The sequence below is a fragment of the Trueperella sp. LYQ141 genome (assembly GCF_046599555.1).
Classification (GTDB): Bacteria; Actinomycetota; Actinomycetes; order Actinomycetales; family Actinomycetaceae; genus Trueperella.
In genome coordinates this window covers 89,128-105,648 of record NZ_JBKIWQ010000008.1, presented here as the reverse complement: position 1 = coordinate 105,648, position 16,521 = coordinate 89,128, and the positions used below count along the sequence as shown (strand labels likewise).

Annotated in this window: 10 protein-coding genes; 3 read left to right on the top strand and 7 right to left on the bottom strand. The window is 55.7% G+C overall.

The window, feature by feature from the left end:
• Window positions 1–103: 103 nt before the first annotated feature.
• The 7 genes from clpB to dnaK all read right to left on the bottom strand — a co-directional run bounded on the left by clpB (window position 104) and on the right by dnaK (window position 11,492).
• Window positions 104–2,764: an ATP-dependent chaperone ClpB gene (clpB, locus tag ACLHIJ_RS07420; protein ID WP_411298843.1), complete on the bottom strand. Its 2,661-nt coding sequence runs from the start codon at window positions 2,762–2,764 to the stop codon at window positions 104–106.
• A 420-nt stretch (window positions 2,765–3,184) separates the two neighbouring features.
• Window positions 3,185–4,096: a tRNA glutamyl-Q(34) synthetase GluQRS gene (gene gluQRS / locus ACLHIJ_RS07415; protein WP_411298842.1), complete on the bottom strand. Its 912-nt coding sequence runs from the start codon at window positions 4,094–4,096 to the stop codon at window positions 3,185–3,187.
• A gap of 179 nt (window positions 4,097–4,275) precedes the next feature.
• Entirely contained in the window at window positions 4,276–7,104 is a 2,829-nt protein-coding gene (locus ACLHIJ_RS07410; RefSeq protein ID WP_411298841.1) for an ExeM/NucH family extracellular endonuclease, read from the bottom strand.
• Between the two features lie 87 nt (window positions 7,105–7,191).
• Complete coding sequence (locus tag ACLHIJ_RS07405; protein ID WP_411297000.1) at window positions 7,192–7,698, bottom strand: heat shock protein transcriptional repressor HspR; 507 nt, start codon at window positions 7,696–7,698, stop codon at window positions 7,192–7,194.
• A gap of 90 nt (window positions 7,699–7,788) precedes the next feature.
• Window positions 7,789–8,796 (bottom strand): DnaJ C-terminal domain-containing protein, encoded by a 1,008-nt coding sequence (locus ACLHIJ_RS07400; RefSeq protein WP_411296999.1) that lies wholly within the window; start codon window positions 8,794–8,796, stop codon window positions 7,789–7,791.
• Window positions 8,797–8,840: 44 nt separating this feature from the next.
• On the bottom strand, window positions 8,841–9,572 hold the full coding sequence (locus ACLHIJ_RS07395) for a nucleotide exchange factor GrpE (RefSeq protein ID WP_411298840.1): 732 nt from the start codon (window positions 9,570–9,572) through the stop codon (window positions 8,841–8,843).
• Window positions 9,573–9,629: 57 nt separating this feature from the next.
• The gene (dnaK, locus tag ACLHIJ_RS07390; protein WP_411296997.1) at window positions 9,630–11,492 is read right to left on the bottom strand and encodes a molecular chaperone DnaK; all 1,863 of its coding nucleotides are present in this window, start codon (window positions 11,490–11,492) and stop codon (window positions 9,630–9,632) included.
• Window positions 11,493–12,020: 528 nt separating this feature from the next.
• On the opposite strand from dnaK, the gene ACLHIJ_RS07385 reads away from it, so the two are divergent.
• Genes ACLHIJ_RS07385 through ACLHIJ_RS07375 form a run of 3 tightly spaced genes read left to right on the top strand, consistent with a single transcriptional unit; the run spans window position 12,021 to window position 16,398 of the window.
• Window positions 12,021–14,624: a DMSO/selenate family reductase complex A subunit gene (locus tag ACLHIJ_RS07385; protein ID WP_411298839.1), complete on the top strand. Its 2,604-nt coding sequence runs from the start codon at window positions 12,021–12,023 to the stop codon at window positions 14,622–14,624.
• Window positions 14,625–14,636: 12 nt separating this feature from the next.
• Window positions 14,637–15,347 carry a DMSO/selenate family reductase complex B subunit gene (locus ACLHIJ_RS07380; RefSeq protein ID WP_411296994.1) on the top strand — a complete coding sequence of 237 codons (711 nt, stop codon included), beginning with the start codon at window positions 14,637–14,639 and terminating at the stop codon, window positions 15,345–15,347.
• 4 nt (window positions 15,348–15,351) lie between these two features.
• A complete protein-coding gene (locus ACLHIJ_RS07375; RefSeq protein WP_411298838.1) occupies window positions 15,352–16,398 on the top strand; it encodes a dimethyl sulfoxide reductase anchor subunit family protein in 1,047 nt (348 codons plus the stop codon).
• Window positions 16,399–16,521 lie beyond the last annotated feature (123 nt).

The window sequence follows — 16,521 nt, the reverse complement described above, 5'->3', positions numbered from 1 at the left end:
GGGGGGGGGGCTCAGGAAAAACACAAAGCGGGGGGAGAGGGGGGGGGGGGGGGGGGGGGGGGGGGGGGGGGGGGGCACCCCCCCCCCCCCCCCCCCCCCACTGCTACACTTCATGCTTGCTAGGCGCTCCAGCTTCGCGCGAGCCTACCACCTGCAAGAGCAGGTGGTGCTCCTGGCCATCCTGCGCTAATACTGAGCTATCCAACTGCGGCGCATCGACGCACACCACATCACCATCAGCAACCGACCCTGCCAATAGCATCCGCGCCAGCTGATCCCCGATTTCTCGCTGAATCAAGCGGCGCAATGGGCGTGCCCCATACGCCGGATCATAACCATCCAATGCGAGGAATGACCGCGCGGCAGGCGTCACCTCCAAGGAGATTCGGCGGCTAGCCAAACGAGCCACAAGCTGCTCAATGTTGAGGTCAACAATCTGCCCAATCTCATCAATCGTCAATGGGCTAAAGACGATGATGTCATCGAGACGGTTGAGGAACTCCGGCTTGAAATGCATGCGCACCGCACCCATGACCGCCTCACTCTTCCCCTCCTCCGATAATGCCTCGTCGGTCAGGAACTGCGATCCGATATTCGAGGTCAAAATGAGAATCGTATTGCGGAAATCGACAGTGCGCCCTTGCCCATCCGTCAACCGACCATCATCGAGGACCTGCAAGAGAATATCGAATACTTCCGGATGTGCCTTCTCCACTTCGTCTAACAGCACGACGCCATAAGGGCGCCGCCGCACCGCCTCAGTGAGCTGACCGCCTTCCTCATATCCCACATATCCGGGAGGCGCCCCAATCAAACGCGCAACAGAATGTTTCTCCGAATACTCCGACATATCGATACGCACGATTGCCCGCTCGTCATCAAACAAGAAATCCGCCAAAGATTTGGCCAGTTCTGTTTTACCGACGCCCGTCGGCCCAAGGAACATAAACGAACCAGTAGGACGATGCGGATCGGCAACACCCGCACGCGAACGCCGTACCGCGTCAGAAACCGACGCAACCGCACGGGTTTGACCAATGAGCCGCTTGCCAATGTGATCCTCCATCGTCAACAGCTTTTCCGTCTCCCCTTGGAGCAAACGCCCCACTGGAATCCCCGTCCACGCTGCCACGACTTCCGCGATACCGTCAGCATCCACCCGCTCCGCAATCATCGGCTCAGTGATGCGCTCTTCTGCCGCCTCAGCTTCTTCAATCTGACGCTGAACCTGAGGAATATCCCCATTTTGCAGGCGACCCGCGTCATCGTACCGCCCCTCACGGATCGACTTCTCCAACTCGATCCGCAATTCGTCTAGGCGCACCCGCAGATCTCCGACCTTATTGCGATCCGACTTTTCGGCTTCCCAACGCGCATTTAATGCAGCAAGTTCCTCGGATTTATCTGCCAGTTCCGCTTCGATCCGCTCCAAGCGGTCAGCCGCTCCTGCGTCGGCATTCATTTCCTCAGTATCTTCAAGATAGGACTTCTCCATCGTCAGACGATCAACTTGCCGGCGCAATGCGTCAATCTCTTCCGGCGAAGAATCCAGTTCCATGCGCAAACGGGAGGCTGCCTCGTCAATCAGATCAATCGCCTTATCTGGCAACTGACGCCCAGAAATATAGCGGTCCGATAAACTGGCCGCCGCCACAAGTGCACCATCCGAGATCGTCACCTTGTGATGAGCCTCGTACTTCGGCGCGATCCCACGCAGAATTGCCACCGTATCATCAACCGAGGGCTCACCGACGTACACCTGCTGGAAACGGCGTTCAAGCGCCGGATCCTTTTCCACATGCTCGCGATATTCATCAAGGGTGGTTGCCCCGACAAGCCTCAGCTCGCCACGCGCTAACATCGGCTTGAGCATATTACCGGCATCCATAGCTGAATCTGCTCCAGCCCCAGCACCGACGACAGTGTGCAGCTCGTCAATAAAAGTGACCACTTCGCCGTCAGATTCCTTGATTTCCTGCAAGACTGCCTTCAGGCGCTCTTCAAATTCTCCCCGATATTTCGCGCCAGCCAGCATTGCTGAAATATCGAGCGAAATCAGACGCTTGCCCTGCAAGGATTCCGGCACATCACCATCGACAATGCGCTGTGCCAGACCCTCCACTACGGCAGTCTTTCCGACCCCTGGTTCACCAATCAAAACCGGATTATTCTTCGTGCGCCGCGAAAGCACCTGAACGACGCGGCGAATCTCACTATCACGCCCAATCACCGGATCCAACTTGCCCTCACGAGCAGCCGCCGTCAGATCTGCTCCGTATTTCTCTAAGGCCTGGAACGTTCCTTCTGGATCAGGATTATCGACCGTGCGAGAACCGCGCACGCGAGGCAAAGCAGCGATGAGCTGATCGCGAGTAACACCCGCCTCCCGCAGAATATCTCCTGCGGAATGTTGGCTTGCCGCCAGGGCGAGAAGCAAATGCTCCGTTGAGATATACGAATCCCCTAATGCTGTGGCTTCTTTCCCCGCATCCGATAACACCAGCGACATATTCCGAGAGGCCTGCGGCTGGCTGACGGAAGCCCCAGAAGCGCCAGGGAAAGTTGCCAATTGGGCGGTAGCCCGTTGAATAATAGGAGCACTGCGCGCACCGATAGACTCCAACAGCGCCTGCGCTACTCCGCCGCGCTGGTTGAGCAAAGCCACCAATAAATGTGTGGGTTCGAGATGCGGATTGCCGGCGCGAGTTGCTATCTCAATCGCTTCTGCCAGCGCCTCCTGCGATTTGGTTGTAAGCTTATCCATTCTTCCCTCCAATGCCCGTGAGCATCGTTATGACATCTGCGTTTTATGCGACTTCACGTCGCCCATTCACGCTCTAACATTGAGCATACTCCACTCAACTATTCCTAACAAGACACACTGGAAGATAGTAGCCAGATATACTTCCGCTCTCGGCAAAGTCCCAAGAATTCAGCACACGCCCCTACAAACCACGAGCTAGCCATACCGCAACACCAGCACGGCCGAAGTACCAGCCAACGAAACAACCGTATAAACCCGGCCGTCCCTCTCTCATCAGCCATTCAAAACGTCACGCGCCGCACACACACCACCCAGCCAAAGACTGCACAACCAGCAACACGCGCTTCACATCTACCACGTGCACACACGGCAAACGCTGCCTATTTCCAGCAGAAAAACCGACCCATCAGGCACAAAAATTCAGTAGTGCGCCGGCCCACTGCTCAAAGCCGCCACATCCACACGCCACGGCTCATCCGGGATCTGACACGGATCAAAATTCTCTGGCTGCACCTCAACCGGCAACCCCAAAGATCCCAAAATTAGCTCCCGAACCTGCTCGGCACTCCACCCACACTCAGCAAGCTGGGACAACGTCACCGCCCCATCCCGCTTCGCTAAACGCACCCCGTCACTATTGAGCACCAAGGGCACATGAATATACGACGGCGTCGGATACCCTAACACCTGCTGCAGATAAACCTGACGCGCAGTAGAGGGCAACAGATCATCCCCGCGCACAATCTGCGTCACCCCAAACTCGGCATCATCTACCACTGAGGCAAAATTATACGAATACGCGCCATCCCCACGGCGCACAACAAAATCATCCACCACGCCGCAATACTCTCCAGCGCGCACATCGCATACCGTCCAATGGCTCACCTCGGCACGCAAACGCAAAGATGGCTCTCGACGCAACTGCCGACATTTCTCTCGCCCGCGCTCTCGTTCCTCCTCGCTCAGATCACGGCAGGTTCCGGGATACGCCCCCGCTGGCGCATGCGGAGCCGACGTCACCTGAGCCAACTCTCGGCGGGTGCAATAACATTCATACAAATGCCCTGCCTCCCATAGCTGCGCCACCAATTCGCTATAGCGTTCAACCCGCTGCCGCTGGTAGATCACCGGCCCATCCCAATCAATCCCTAAGGAATGCAGATCCGCTAACTGGCGATCATAGAACTCCGGACGCGAGCGCTCATCAATATCCTCCATCCGCACCTGAAAATCTAGACCGTACCGGCGCGCACACGCCCACGCCAACCACGCTGTTCGCAGATTTCCTAGATGTAAATCACCCGTCGGAGACGGAGCATATCGACCACTCATACCCGCGATTTTACAAGTCAGTCCCCATTGACGCGCAACGGCGGCCAGGAGCGAACTCCTAGCCGCCGTCACAGCAGATAACAATATGTACGCGAGAGAAACTCAGATCACAACAGCGCGCCGCGCATTATCCTCCGCCGCCCTCCCAGATCTGTATCTCTGCGTGAGCGATTCACCCGCTAGCGCGTGCGCCGCTTCGTCGCCGCGCTGGTCAACACCCCAGCCGTACCGAGCAGCATGAGCACGCCAGCCGTAGCAATCAACGAACCAGCGGCCATACCTGTATGAGGCAACTTTGCCGTCGGCGCATTACCAACAGCGATAACACCCGGATGATGTGGCGTCGGGCTTGGCGCAGGTGCCGGCGTCGGAGTTGGCGTTGGAACCGGCTCAGGCTTTGGCTGCGGGGTCGGCTCCGGTGTGGGCTGTGGAGTCGGCAGCACCTTCAGACCAACCTTAATCGGATCATGATCCGAAGAACGATACGGCGTGAGATCGAAGAGCTCATTGACCTTCACGTTGTAGTTGTACCGCGAATACTCGAAAGCAATCGGCTCGACCGCGTTGACATTCCATACGTCCACGCCCGCCACTAATGCTTGCGCCGCCTTATTGGCCATGACGTGATCCAAAGACCCCATATAACCGCTGTACTGGTAGCTGTACTTCGTCAGCTTCTCAGCCACATTGCCATAGCCCGCTGCCTCTAGGGCGCGAACCGGATCTTCAGCCGAGTAGGAGTTCAAATCGCCAAGGATGAACGTCGGTTCATCCCCAAAGCTCTGCTTCAACCATGCCGCGAGCGCCTGCGACTGAGCCGTACGCAGCTTATTGTTGTTCCCCTGGAACTCATCGGCATCGTCGGGGAACTTCGTCGCCAAGGAGCCCTTGGACTTAAAGTGGTTTACCGACACCACAAACTCCGGTCCGACGCCCTTTCCTTGAGCATCCTTCGCCTGGAACTTCTGGGCCAGTGGCTCGCGAGCATATCCTGTGAAGTATTCATTACCAATGAGAATACTGGACTCTCCTACCGGCATAACCTTCGCACTTTGATAGATGAAGGCCAACCGAATGACGTCCTCACTTGCCGGAACTTTAGCCGGAGAAGGTACCGCAACCCACTTGTCATAACCCGCATCGGCGTTGAGCTTCGCCACCAAGTTATTCAAGGCATAGTCGCGATCTTTCCCTAACGTGGCAGAGTTTTCGATCTCTTCCAAACCGAAAATGGTCGAATCTAAGGCATTAATTGCCTTAACAATCTTCGTCTCTTGCCGCTCTAGATCCTCAGCACGGAACGCGCCACGCGGATCACAGTTTCGGGTAGTAATGAAATTACCCTTACGATCCGCATATCCCGACTTACATCCAACCTCAACGCCCGTCGTTGGGAAGTAGTTCAAGACATTGAACGAGGAGATCGTAATATCCCCGCCAAGCATTCCCGGTGCTGCCTCTCGCGTGTTATTCACAAAGCTCACCCACTTATCGGTGTTATCCACGACGGCAGCCGGATCATCAGGACCAGCAACGTTAATCGGCTCAGTCGGCTGAAGATTCCACTGATGACGATAATCGAGGACGAACGGACGCTTGAGCTCTACTTGTGCTCCAACCCGAACCGGATTAGCAACATTGAGGTAGGGAACTGGAACGAGGTCGTTCCCCTGCTTGAAATTCGTGTAATCGCGCGAGCATCCGTCATCAATTGTCAACAACTTCGCCTTATAGCCTGCGACTACTGCGGCCAAATCCCCGTCAGCCGGATTCATTTTCTCTGTCGGCTGGATCATTGGCTCTAGACCAGGGATAACGTCAAAAGCACCGTAACGATTCGTCGTATAGTTATTCGTCACGGTGTATGGACCGGTCACCTCAACAAGCATGCCCTCTAGCTTTTCGCGAGCCGCATCACCAGCAGGAATTTCCGCAAGCTTAACCGGAACGGGATCTTTAATTGCCTCCGTGCGAGTGAGCTTTTCCCACTTCGGATCCGAGATCTGCGTCAGTCCAAAATGCTCACCTGCCGTGCCCGTTACACGCAGATAGTCGCCGATTGCGACCTTATCGACCATGCCAGTTTTTCCAGAATAGACGAAGATACCGTGCGAAGCGGCTCCATCTTGCGTCCCTCCCGTACCAGGGGTCTGCAGGTAAATGCCGTTAAAGCCGCCAGTACGGTAGACCGCCGTCACGATGCCTTCCGTCGTCACAGCCTTGCCATCATACGGGGTAGTATCCGTCTGCCCCTGAATAGTGGCAATAGACAGAACCTGCGCCTCCGGTGTCGGATCCGGCTTCGGGTCTGGATCCGGTTTTGGATTTGGATCCGGATCAGGCTTCGGATTCGGGTCGGGCTTTGGATCGGTTCCTGGCAGGGCCGAGCCGGTTGAATTCATCGGAGTCGCGTCAGCAATCCGGAAATCCACGGAGTTGTCGTTCGTATCAACACCCTCGCTGACCCGCTGGTACGACTGCGCACCCCGAGTTGCTTGCCGGAAGGTTGCCTTTTCTGTAATACCTGCCGTGCCGTATCCGAATGCGTCCACCACGGTATCGGCTTGCGCAGTATCCGAGGGATTCGGCAAATTCAGGGCCTCTTTACCCTTGGCCAAAACAACCGTGCCATCTGAACCCGAGAGATTCAGCCCACCCGATGCGTCAACTTTCAGCTCGGTGGGTGGCGCAGTATTCGGAGCTGCACCATAAACTAAGAAGTAGCCTTTTGCAGCAATCGTTCCCGATAATGCAGTAACCCCATTGCCTACTTTCCCGCCACGGGAGAAATATTGCAAGGACATTCCATCCAACGTAATCGGGTTATCTGTCGGGTTGTACAGCTCAACAAAATCGCGGTACGCCTGATCGCCATTCGATCCACGCACATATACCTCATTGATGACGACGGAGTCACCGGCTGGCGCTGCCTGTGCCGGCAAGACGCCCAGAGGAATAGCTAACGTAGACGCGGCGAGAATCCCTACTGCTTTCCATCTGTTCTTCACAGGTATTCCCTTCTGCCCTAGGAAAATCCGCTACACTGCGGAACCATCCTATCTAGCATATCGGCAATAGCTCGCCAATAGGGAGCGTTAGGGAAGATTGCCTGAAATTATCGTCGCCGGGCGCCACACCGTCATATCTGTGCTATGCGAATAGGACTGGGTGCGTAACTGAGAACGCAAATGCTTGCGGCGATCCACCACTAACACATCACCGGACGGATTAACCGCAAATACTCGATCGGAGCGCTGCTCATGCTGAGCGAGCTCTTCGCGTAGCGCCACGACAGCCTCGCGCAATGCGGCGTTTTCGCGTTCCAATGCCGCTCGCTGCCGCTGCGCCTTTTCCAGCTTGTTTTGCAGGGTAAAAATATGGGCAATCCCTGCCAAGCTCACCCCTTCGTCCTGGGATAATCGTTGAATCTCAATGAGTTTATCGACATCGTTGAGGGAGTAGCGCCGCCCACCGCCTTGCGTGCGTTTAGCGACGACTAATCCCATGCGGTCGTATTGACGAACAGTTTGGGCATGCATGCCAGCGAGCTCGGCCGCGACGGATACCGATAAGATCGGCGCGCTTCTCGATATTTTCGACATGTTCCCTCCTTCAACCAGCAGCACCCACAAAACTGCCCGTTTCCACGGCAGATTATGTACCCTCCGCCGTGGAAACCTCTCGTCTCTAACTTACAGTTTAGCCATCTCCGTGAATTCCTGACGCGGGTCAACACCAGCGGCTGCCTCACGGAACGCCTCCACGGCTTGACGTGCTTCCTCAGTAAGCCGCTTCGGAACAACGACCTTCAAACGCACGTACATATCGCCGGCGGATAAGCGTTTCGTCTCAATCCCCTTATGCCGTACCCGCAACAACTTATCCGTGCTTGATCCGGCTGGAATTTTGACTTTCACATGTTTGCCAGTGATCGTCGGCACCTCAATAGTTGCTCCTAAAGCAGCTTCATCGAAGGAAATCGGCACATTGACGTAGACGTCTTTGCCTTTCACTTCATAAACCGGATGCGGCTCGACGTGTACCGTCACCAGAATATCGCCGGCTTGCCCGCCATTACGCCCCGGCTGACCTTTCCCAGTGATCCGCACCTTCTGCCCGTCAGTTATGCCTGGTGGAACTTTCGCCGTCACCTTTTGGCCATTATGCGTGACGGTTACCGTCGTTCCATCAACTGCTTCTCGTAATGGGATGGAGATATTGGCACTCACATCGGCACCACGCTCCGGGCGCCGGCGCGATCCAAACCCGCCAAAACCGCCGAACCCATTACCACCCTGAGCACCTGCGGCGCCACCGCCAAAGAGCGAGGAGAGAATATCGTCAAAGCCGCCGCCACCAGCGCTGCCACCGAAGTGCGCACTGCCGTTCGCACCTTGCGCAAAGGAGCTGAAAATATCTTCAAATCCGCCGCTTTGCCCACCGTAGAAACGAGGACCTCCACCGGCCATCGAACGCAGAGCGTCGTATTGTTTACGATCCTCAGCATTTGACAGCACCTGATAGGCCTCAGCCGCCGCTTTGAATTTCTTTTCCGCCTCCTGATCTCCAGGGTTGCGGTCTGGATGATACTTGCGGGCGTAGGTGTTGTATGCCTTCTTAATCTCCGCTTCCGTGGCGTCTTTCTTCACCCCAAGGGCGGCATAGAAATCTTTAGCTAACCAATCCTGCGAAGCTGGCATCACTCACCTCCTTAATCCTTTGGTCATCACGTATCGCTAGCACACTATTCCGGCGAAACAACACCCACTCGCGCCGGACGCAGCACCTTATCGCCCTGCTTATATCCCGGCTGAATGAGCTGAGCAACTTGCTGAGATGGAACCTCGGAGCTGGTTTGATGCATGAGCGCTTCATGCAGCTCTGGATCAAACTCCTCGCCTTGCTCGCCAAAGCGTTCCAGTTGGTAGTTGGTCACCAAGGTATTTTCGAGCTTCTCCACGATTTTGCCGGCCGGCCCGTCAAGATCGCCATGCTCGCGAGCCAGGTGAGCGTCATCAAGTACCGATAGGAGCGATTCCAACACCGCTGCAATCCCCTGTTCGCGGTAGGTTATCGCGTCGGACTTTGCGCGTTTGACATATTTGGAATACTCCTGCTGCAGGTTGTATAGATCCGCATTGCGCCGTGCAACAAGTTCTTCTAACTCAGCAATTTTCAGCAAAGCCTGATCGTATTCGCTCAGCTCTGCTTCTTCTGAGCATGCGCCGTCAGCCTCATTTTCCGCGGCATCAGATTCCGGTGCAGCACACGAATCCTGCGCAGGGCTATCGCTTTCCTCTTGCGTACAGCACGCGCCCGCTGGCTCATTTTCTCCAGCGGAAGCACAACAGGAACTGGCAAACTGAGCGCTATCGTGCTGTGCTGCAGACGAGCTATCGCCTGTTACTCCATTAGCGTCATCCAGTGAATCTGGAGAGCCTTGGCAGCACCGATTTTCATTATCGGGATGATTCATTTCTCGCCTCCTAGAATAAGGGCGGCGACCAGATAGCCGCCGCCCCCATCCAGTTATTTACTTCTCGTCGTCCTCATCAATGATTTCGGCATCGACGACATTTTCGTCATGTGCGTTCGCGCTGCCGGCTTCTGCGCTCGCTGCCCCGCCAGCCTGTTCGGCCTGTGCTTGCGCATAGAGGGCTTCACCAATCTTCTGCGCCCGCGTGTTCAGATCATCCAAGGCCGACTTAATGGCCTCAATATCCTCACCCTCCAACGCTGTGCGAAGCGCGTCGGCTGCTTCCTTAACATCGGCTGCTACTGAATCTGAGAGCTTATCCTTGTTATCTTCCAGGAGCTTTTCAATCTGGTAGACATGCTGTTCGGCGGTATTGCGCACCTCGGCAGCTTCACGGCGCTTCTCGTCCTCAGCCGCGTTCTCTTCAGCTTCCTTGATCATTCGCTGAATCTCTTCTTGCGACAACGCCGATCCGCCGGTGATCGTCACAGACTGTTCGCGACCCGTTCCCAGATCACGGGCAGTGACGTGGACAATGCCGTTAACGTCGATATTGAACGTCACCTCGATCTTCGGCACACCAGCCGGAGCAGGTGCGATACCGGATAGCTCAAAGGTTCCCAACAGCTTGTTATCACGGGCAATCGGGCGCTCACCCTGGTAGACCTGGATCAGTACCGACGGCTGGTTGTTCTCTGCGGTCGAGAACGGTGCAGAATGAGTGAACGGGATTGCCGTATTGCGCTGAATCATCGTGCTCATCATGCCGCCCTTCGTCTCAATACCGAGCGACAGTGGCGTGACGTCAATCAGCAACACGTCTGAGCGATCACCCGTGAGCACACCGGCCTGCAAGGCCGCACCCACAGCAACAACCTCATCTGGGTTGACGCCCTTGTTGGGCTCGCGCCCGCCAGTGAGTTCCTTGACGACTTCCGTCACTGCCGGCATACGAGTCGAACCGCCGACCATGACGACGTGGTCAATTTCCGATACCGAGATCTTGGCGTCCTCAATGACCTTCTTGAATGGCGCTTTCGTCCGTTCCAGCAGATCGCGCGTCATTTCTTCAAACTTGGCGCGGGTCAGTGTTTCATCCAAATGAATCGGACCGTTTTCTGACATGGATAGGTACTGCAACGTGATATTCGTTGAGGTTGCCGAGGATAGCTCTTTCTTTGCCTGCTCGGCAGCTTCCTTGAGGCGTTGTAAGGCGATCTTATCTTTCGACAGATCCATACCGTAGTTGTTCTTCACTTGGGTAACGAGCCAATCAACAATGCGCTGATCCCAATCATCGCCACCTAGTTTGTTATCGCCCGACGTGGCCCGCACCTGAATGACGGAGAAATCTTCATCATCTTTGCCGACTTCCAAGAGGGAGACATCGAATGTGCCGCCGCCCAGATCAAAGACCAGGATCAGTTCATCTTCCTTGCCTTTCTCCAGACCATAGGCCAGTGCTGCTGCCGTCGGCTCGTTGACGATACGATCCACCTTCAAGCCAGCAATCTGACCAGCATCCTTCGTGGCCTGACGCTGTGCGTCATTGAAATACGCCGGAACGGTGATAACCGCTTCCGTTACCTTTTCGCCAAGGTATGCCTCGGCATCTTTCTTCAGCTTCTGCAAAATGAATGCTGAAATCTGCTGGGCGTTGTACGTCTTATCATCGATCTCAATCTTCCAGTTCGGATCGCCCATGTGACGCTTAACTGAGGAGATCGTCCGTTCCACGTTCGTAACGGCCTGACGCTTGGCGATCTCACCAACCAGAACTTCGCCGCTCTTAGAAAACCCAACGACTGATGGGGTGGTTCGCTGCCCTTCTGCGTTGGCGATAACCGTCGGCTCGCCACCTTCCAAAACAGTTACCACCGAGTTAGTGGTACCTAAATCAATACCAACTGCGCGTGCCATGTTGTACTCCTTGCTATCTCCGTGCTGCCAGAACTCCGGTGAGCTGCTGACGGAACACGGTACGTTTTCTTGAATTCCGAGTACAGCATACGCAGATACATAAACTTACGTCAAGAATAGTGATTCTTTCTTGAGCGAACATCACTCAACTTATTCATCTCAGTGGTGACATGGAAGGCGCGCCCTCGCCCTGCCCGCTCCCTACAATCAGCCAGATAATTGCGCTGCCAATTCCGCTTCCACTCCTCGATTTCTTGCACATCAATCTCCCGCACCGTACATGCGCGTCGCGAACACCAGATAAATTTCTGCATTATTCGGACTCGCGCAAAATCCGTCTACCGCAAATAAGTTTCGCAACCAAAGTCTTACCTATATCCCCTCCTTTTCACGGGGGTTTTCCTGTGTTGACGCGGTATTTTAGGAGCTACAACTATGCGCTTAGCACGTGCATATATCCAATACGTGAACGAAAAATTCACAGAGCCAGGGTGGCTTGCCACCATGCATACACAGAGGTAAAAGAAGATGACCCAAACGCTTAGTCCCGAAGTGGACAGCGCGAACAGCCCAACTGCGCCCACCGCGCAATCTGGCCCATCGCGCCGGACCTTCCTCAAGTGGTCTGCCGTCGCTGCTGGTGTCGCAGGTCTGGCCTCAACCGCACAGCACGTCGGTATGCCAGCTAGCACCGCTGCCGCCGATCCGGTTGAGGGCCTTGCAGATGCCGAACGGACAGTCTGGTCAGCATGTACCGTCAACTGTGGCTCACGCTGCCCAGTTCGCCTCCAGGTCAAAGACGGCACAGTCGTTCGCGTCCTGCCAGATAACACCGGCGATAACACCCTTGGCAACCAGCAAGTGCGCGCCTGCGTGCGCGGTCGCTCTATCCGTCATCGCATATACAACCCCGATCGCCTGAAGAAACCAATGAAGCGCAAGCCGGGAACCCAGCGCGGCGACGAACAGTGGGAAGAAATCTCCTGGGAGCAGGCACTGACGGAAATTGCCGAGAAGATGAAGGATATTAAATCCCGATTCGGCAACGAAGCTTTCTACATTCAGTACGGCACCGGCGTACTCGGTTCAATCATGGCCTGTTCCTGGCCACCCGAATCCACCCCGATGGCACGACTCCTCAACGCATTCGGCGGGTATCTCGATCACTATTCCGACTACTCAACGACGGCCATCACTCAGGCCTACCCATACTTCTATGGCGAATGGGTATCCAGTAATTCATTCGATGACGTGAAAAACGCCAAAATGCAGGTCATGTTCGGGAACAACCCGCTTGAAACTCGTATGTCTGGCGGCGGGCACACCTTCGTCACCCAAAAGACGAAAGCCGAACATAATGTGCGCACTATCGTCGTTGATCCGCGCTACACCGAAACGCATGTTGGTCTTGCCGATGAATGGGTTCCGGTTCGCCCCGGCACAGACGCCGCATTTATTGCCGGCATGATCTACACAATGCTCCAAGAAAACCTCCACGATCAGGCTTTCTTGGATCGCTACTGCGTCGGATTCGACGAGGCAACCTTGCCCCAAGGCGCTGCCCCGAATTCCTCCTATCGCGCATATCTGGAAGGCAAAGGCCCAGACGGCATTGCCAAGACCCCCGAATGGGCAGCAGATATTTGTGGCGTTCCCGCTACACGTATCCGCCAGCTTGCCCGCGAAATCGCCACCGCTAAGCCCTGTGCAATCACGCAAGGCTGGGGCGTGCAACGGCAAGCAAACGGCGAGAACACCTCGCGCGCAATTTTCCTCCTCGCCTGCGTCACCGGAAACATTGGTATTTCTGGCGGTGGAACGGGCGGGCGCGAAGCCGCTGCCGGTCTCGGTATTAAGCGTCCCTTCGCCTCCGAAATTAAGAATGCCTCCAACAAGATCATCTCCTGTTTCTCTTGGCTTGACGCTATCGACCACGGGCCGCAGATGAACACCTTTAACGCTGGCGTTGGTGTCAAGCCCGAAGGTGGCAGCCGAGCATTGAAAGTCCCGGTGGACGCCAACGGCAATCCGGAAAACACCAGCCTCGAAGTCCCACTCAAGGCAATTTTCCAGTACGGCTCTAACTCCCTCGTCAACCAGACCGGCGATAACAATTCCTCGGTAGATATTCTGCGCGACGAAACCAAGGCCGAACTGATCGTCACCTGCGACATTATGTACACCGTCTCGGCCCGCTATTCCGATTACGTACTGCCAGGTACCTCCACCTCCGAAGAATTCGATTTCCACGGCGGTGAAAACGGCGGCCCCATGGCGTATGGAATTATGTCCAGCCAAGCGATTGAGCCAATGTACGAGACGAAGTCCATCTTTGATATTTGCACCGAGCTATCCGACAAGCTCGGAATCAAAGACGCTTTCACAGGTGGCAAGAGCCGTGAAGATTGGCTGCGCGCCACCATTGACGCCTCCCGTGAGGCAGATCCTCAGCTCCCCACCTATGACGAATGGGTCAAGATGGGAATTTACCGGCGCAACAAGGGATCAGTTATCCCGCTGGAGGATTTCCGCAAGGATCCTGAGGCGCATCCGTTAAGCACGCCATCAGGCAAGATCGAGGTCTACTCGCAGCGCCTGGCCAATATGGCGCAAAAGTGGGAGTACGGCACGTTCCGTCCACGCTTACGCGGCGAAGAGATCCAGCCGATTCCAGCGCACGTCGATACCTGGGAAGGCGCCATTGAAGCCCGCGAGAACAAGAAGTACCCCTTGCAGGTCATCGGGCATCACTTCAAAGCTCGCACACATTCCTCGTATGGAAACGTCGATTGGCTCAAGGAAGCCCACACCCAAACCTGCTGGATCAACCCAATTGACGCAGCCGAGCGAGGTATCTCTAACGGCGATGACGTCTTTGTATTCAACGAGCGAGGCACGGTCAAGCTGCGCGCCCAGGTGACGCCACGCATTATCCCTGGGGTCATGTCAATCCCGCAGGGAGCTTGGTACAAGCCAGAAAAGGCGAGCGAGTTTGAACTGCCCGCTGGAGCTAATCCAGAAAAGCCGGTAGATACCTCCGGTTCGGTTAACACCCTGACCTCCTTACATCCCTCGCCACTCGCGCGAGGCCTAGTCAGCCACACGATCCTTGCCGACGTTGCGAAAGCCTAAGGGAGAAGAAACATGAGCATTGATATTGTCGCTGCCGCAAAAGGCGACAGCTTAATCACCAATCCCGAGAACAAGGTCGTCGCAAAGGGAACAGCCGCAACTGAAGCAGATGCCAACTACGGCTTCTTCTTCGATCAGTCCGTATGCACCGGCTGCAAGGCCTGCCAAATTGCGTGCAAGGATAAGCACGACCTGCCCGTCGGCGTCACCTGGCGTCGCGTCGTGGAATACGCTGGCGGAACCTGGCAGCGTTCCGGCCATACCGTCACACCGTCGATCTTCTCCTACTACACCTCAATTTCCTGTAATCACTGTGAAAATGCGGTGTGTATGGAGGTTTGCCCGACGACGGCAATGTCTCGACGCGATGACGGCACCGTCTACGTCGATTCCTCTAAGTGCGTGGGCTGCCGGTACTGCGAATGGGCCTGCCCGTATTCCGCTCCTCAGTTCAATGCGGAAACTGGCCACATGAGCAAGTGCGATCTGTGCTACGACTACCGCAGTCAAGGTCAAGATCCGGCATGTGTGGAGGCTTGCCCGTCGCGCGCGCTCGATTGGGGTCCGATCGACAAACTCCGCGAAACCTACGGTGAACTGGATGCCGTCGCGCCTCTGCCCGATCCATCCGTCACTCAGCCGCGTCTCGTTATCAAGCCGCATCGCGATGCCCAGCCTTGGGATAACGCGAACGGCTCCATCATGAACCCGCAGGAGATCTAACGCCATGAATCTGCATGAACTTCCGATGATCCTATTCACGGTCATCGCACAAATGTGTGTGGGGATGTTTATTATCCTCGGTGCCACCCAACTGTGGCTCTCCGCAAAAGCGGATTCAACAACCGTTGATCGCCTGACTCTGCCGATTCTCTACGTAATCGGCCCGGCGCTCGTCTTTGGCTTGATCGCCTCCATGTTCCACATGAATGACGTCATGCATGTGCTTAACGTCATCCGGCACTGGCAAAGCTCGTGGCTCTCACGCGAAATTATCGTTGGCGTAGGGTTCGCTGGCGCTGGCTTCTTGTTTGCCGTTATGCAGTGGTTCCGCATTGGTTCGCGCGCGCTACGGCAAGCACTTGGCCTCATCACCGCGGTTATCGGGGTGGCGTTAGTGTTCGTCATGTCGATGATCTACACTTCGCTTCGCTCAGTTCCCGCCTGGCACACCTGGGTTGTTCCGTTCCAGTTCTTCGCTACCACGATCATGCTGGGTGCGGCGGCAGTGGCGGCTGCCATCGGAGTAATGACGGTTATCCGCCAGCGCGCGGCACGCTCCAAGGTATCCCCTGTTCCGGTGCCACCTCGCGCGGTGAAGAACACAACCGATCCTAAGGGCGGGCCACGCTCCCTGCGTGATCGTCTCGGCTTCACTCGGAATATCACGGAGATTAACGCCCCAGCCTCGCCTGAGGAATGGACGTACTCTGTGCGGCTCGTGCGCGCCTGCTCCGTCGTTTCTGCCCTCGCCGCAGTGGGAGTGCTCATTTCCTACACGATGCACATTCAGAATCTGGCTACGAACCCATCCCCAGCAGCAACGGCTTCCCTTGCCGTCTACTCTGGTCTGTTCTTCTGGGCACGGCTTGTTCTGTTGGCGTTGGGAGCTATCGTCCTGGGTGCGCTGGTGTACCGGATTGCCGGTAAGGCCATGTTAGAAAAGCCTGCTCCGCTGGCTGCTTTAGTGACCTTGACCTTCTTCCTGATCTTGGTTGCCGAATTCATGGGACGTTCTTTGCACTACGCCTCGATGATGCGTATCGGTATCTGAGTTCTTCTTTGCCTATACCTCATTGTGTGTCGGCTGGTTCTTTTAACGAAGAATCAGCCGACACTTTTGCGTCTATCCCCGTCATTATTTTTTACTCGCTCGTTATCCTCCGTGCTCGCACGT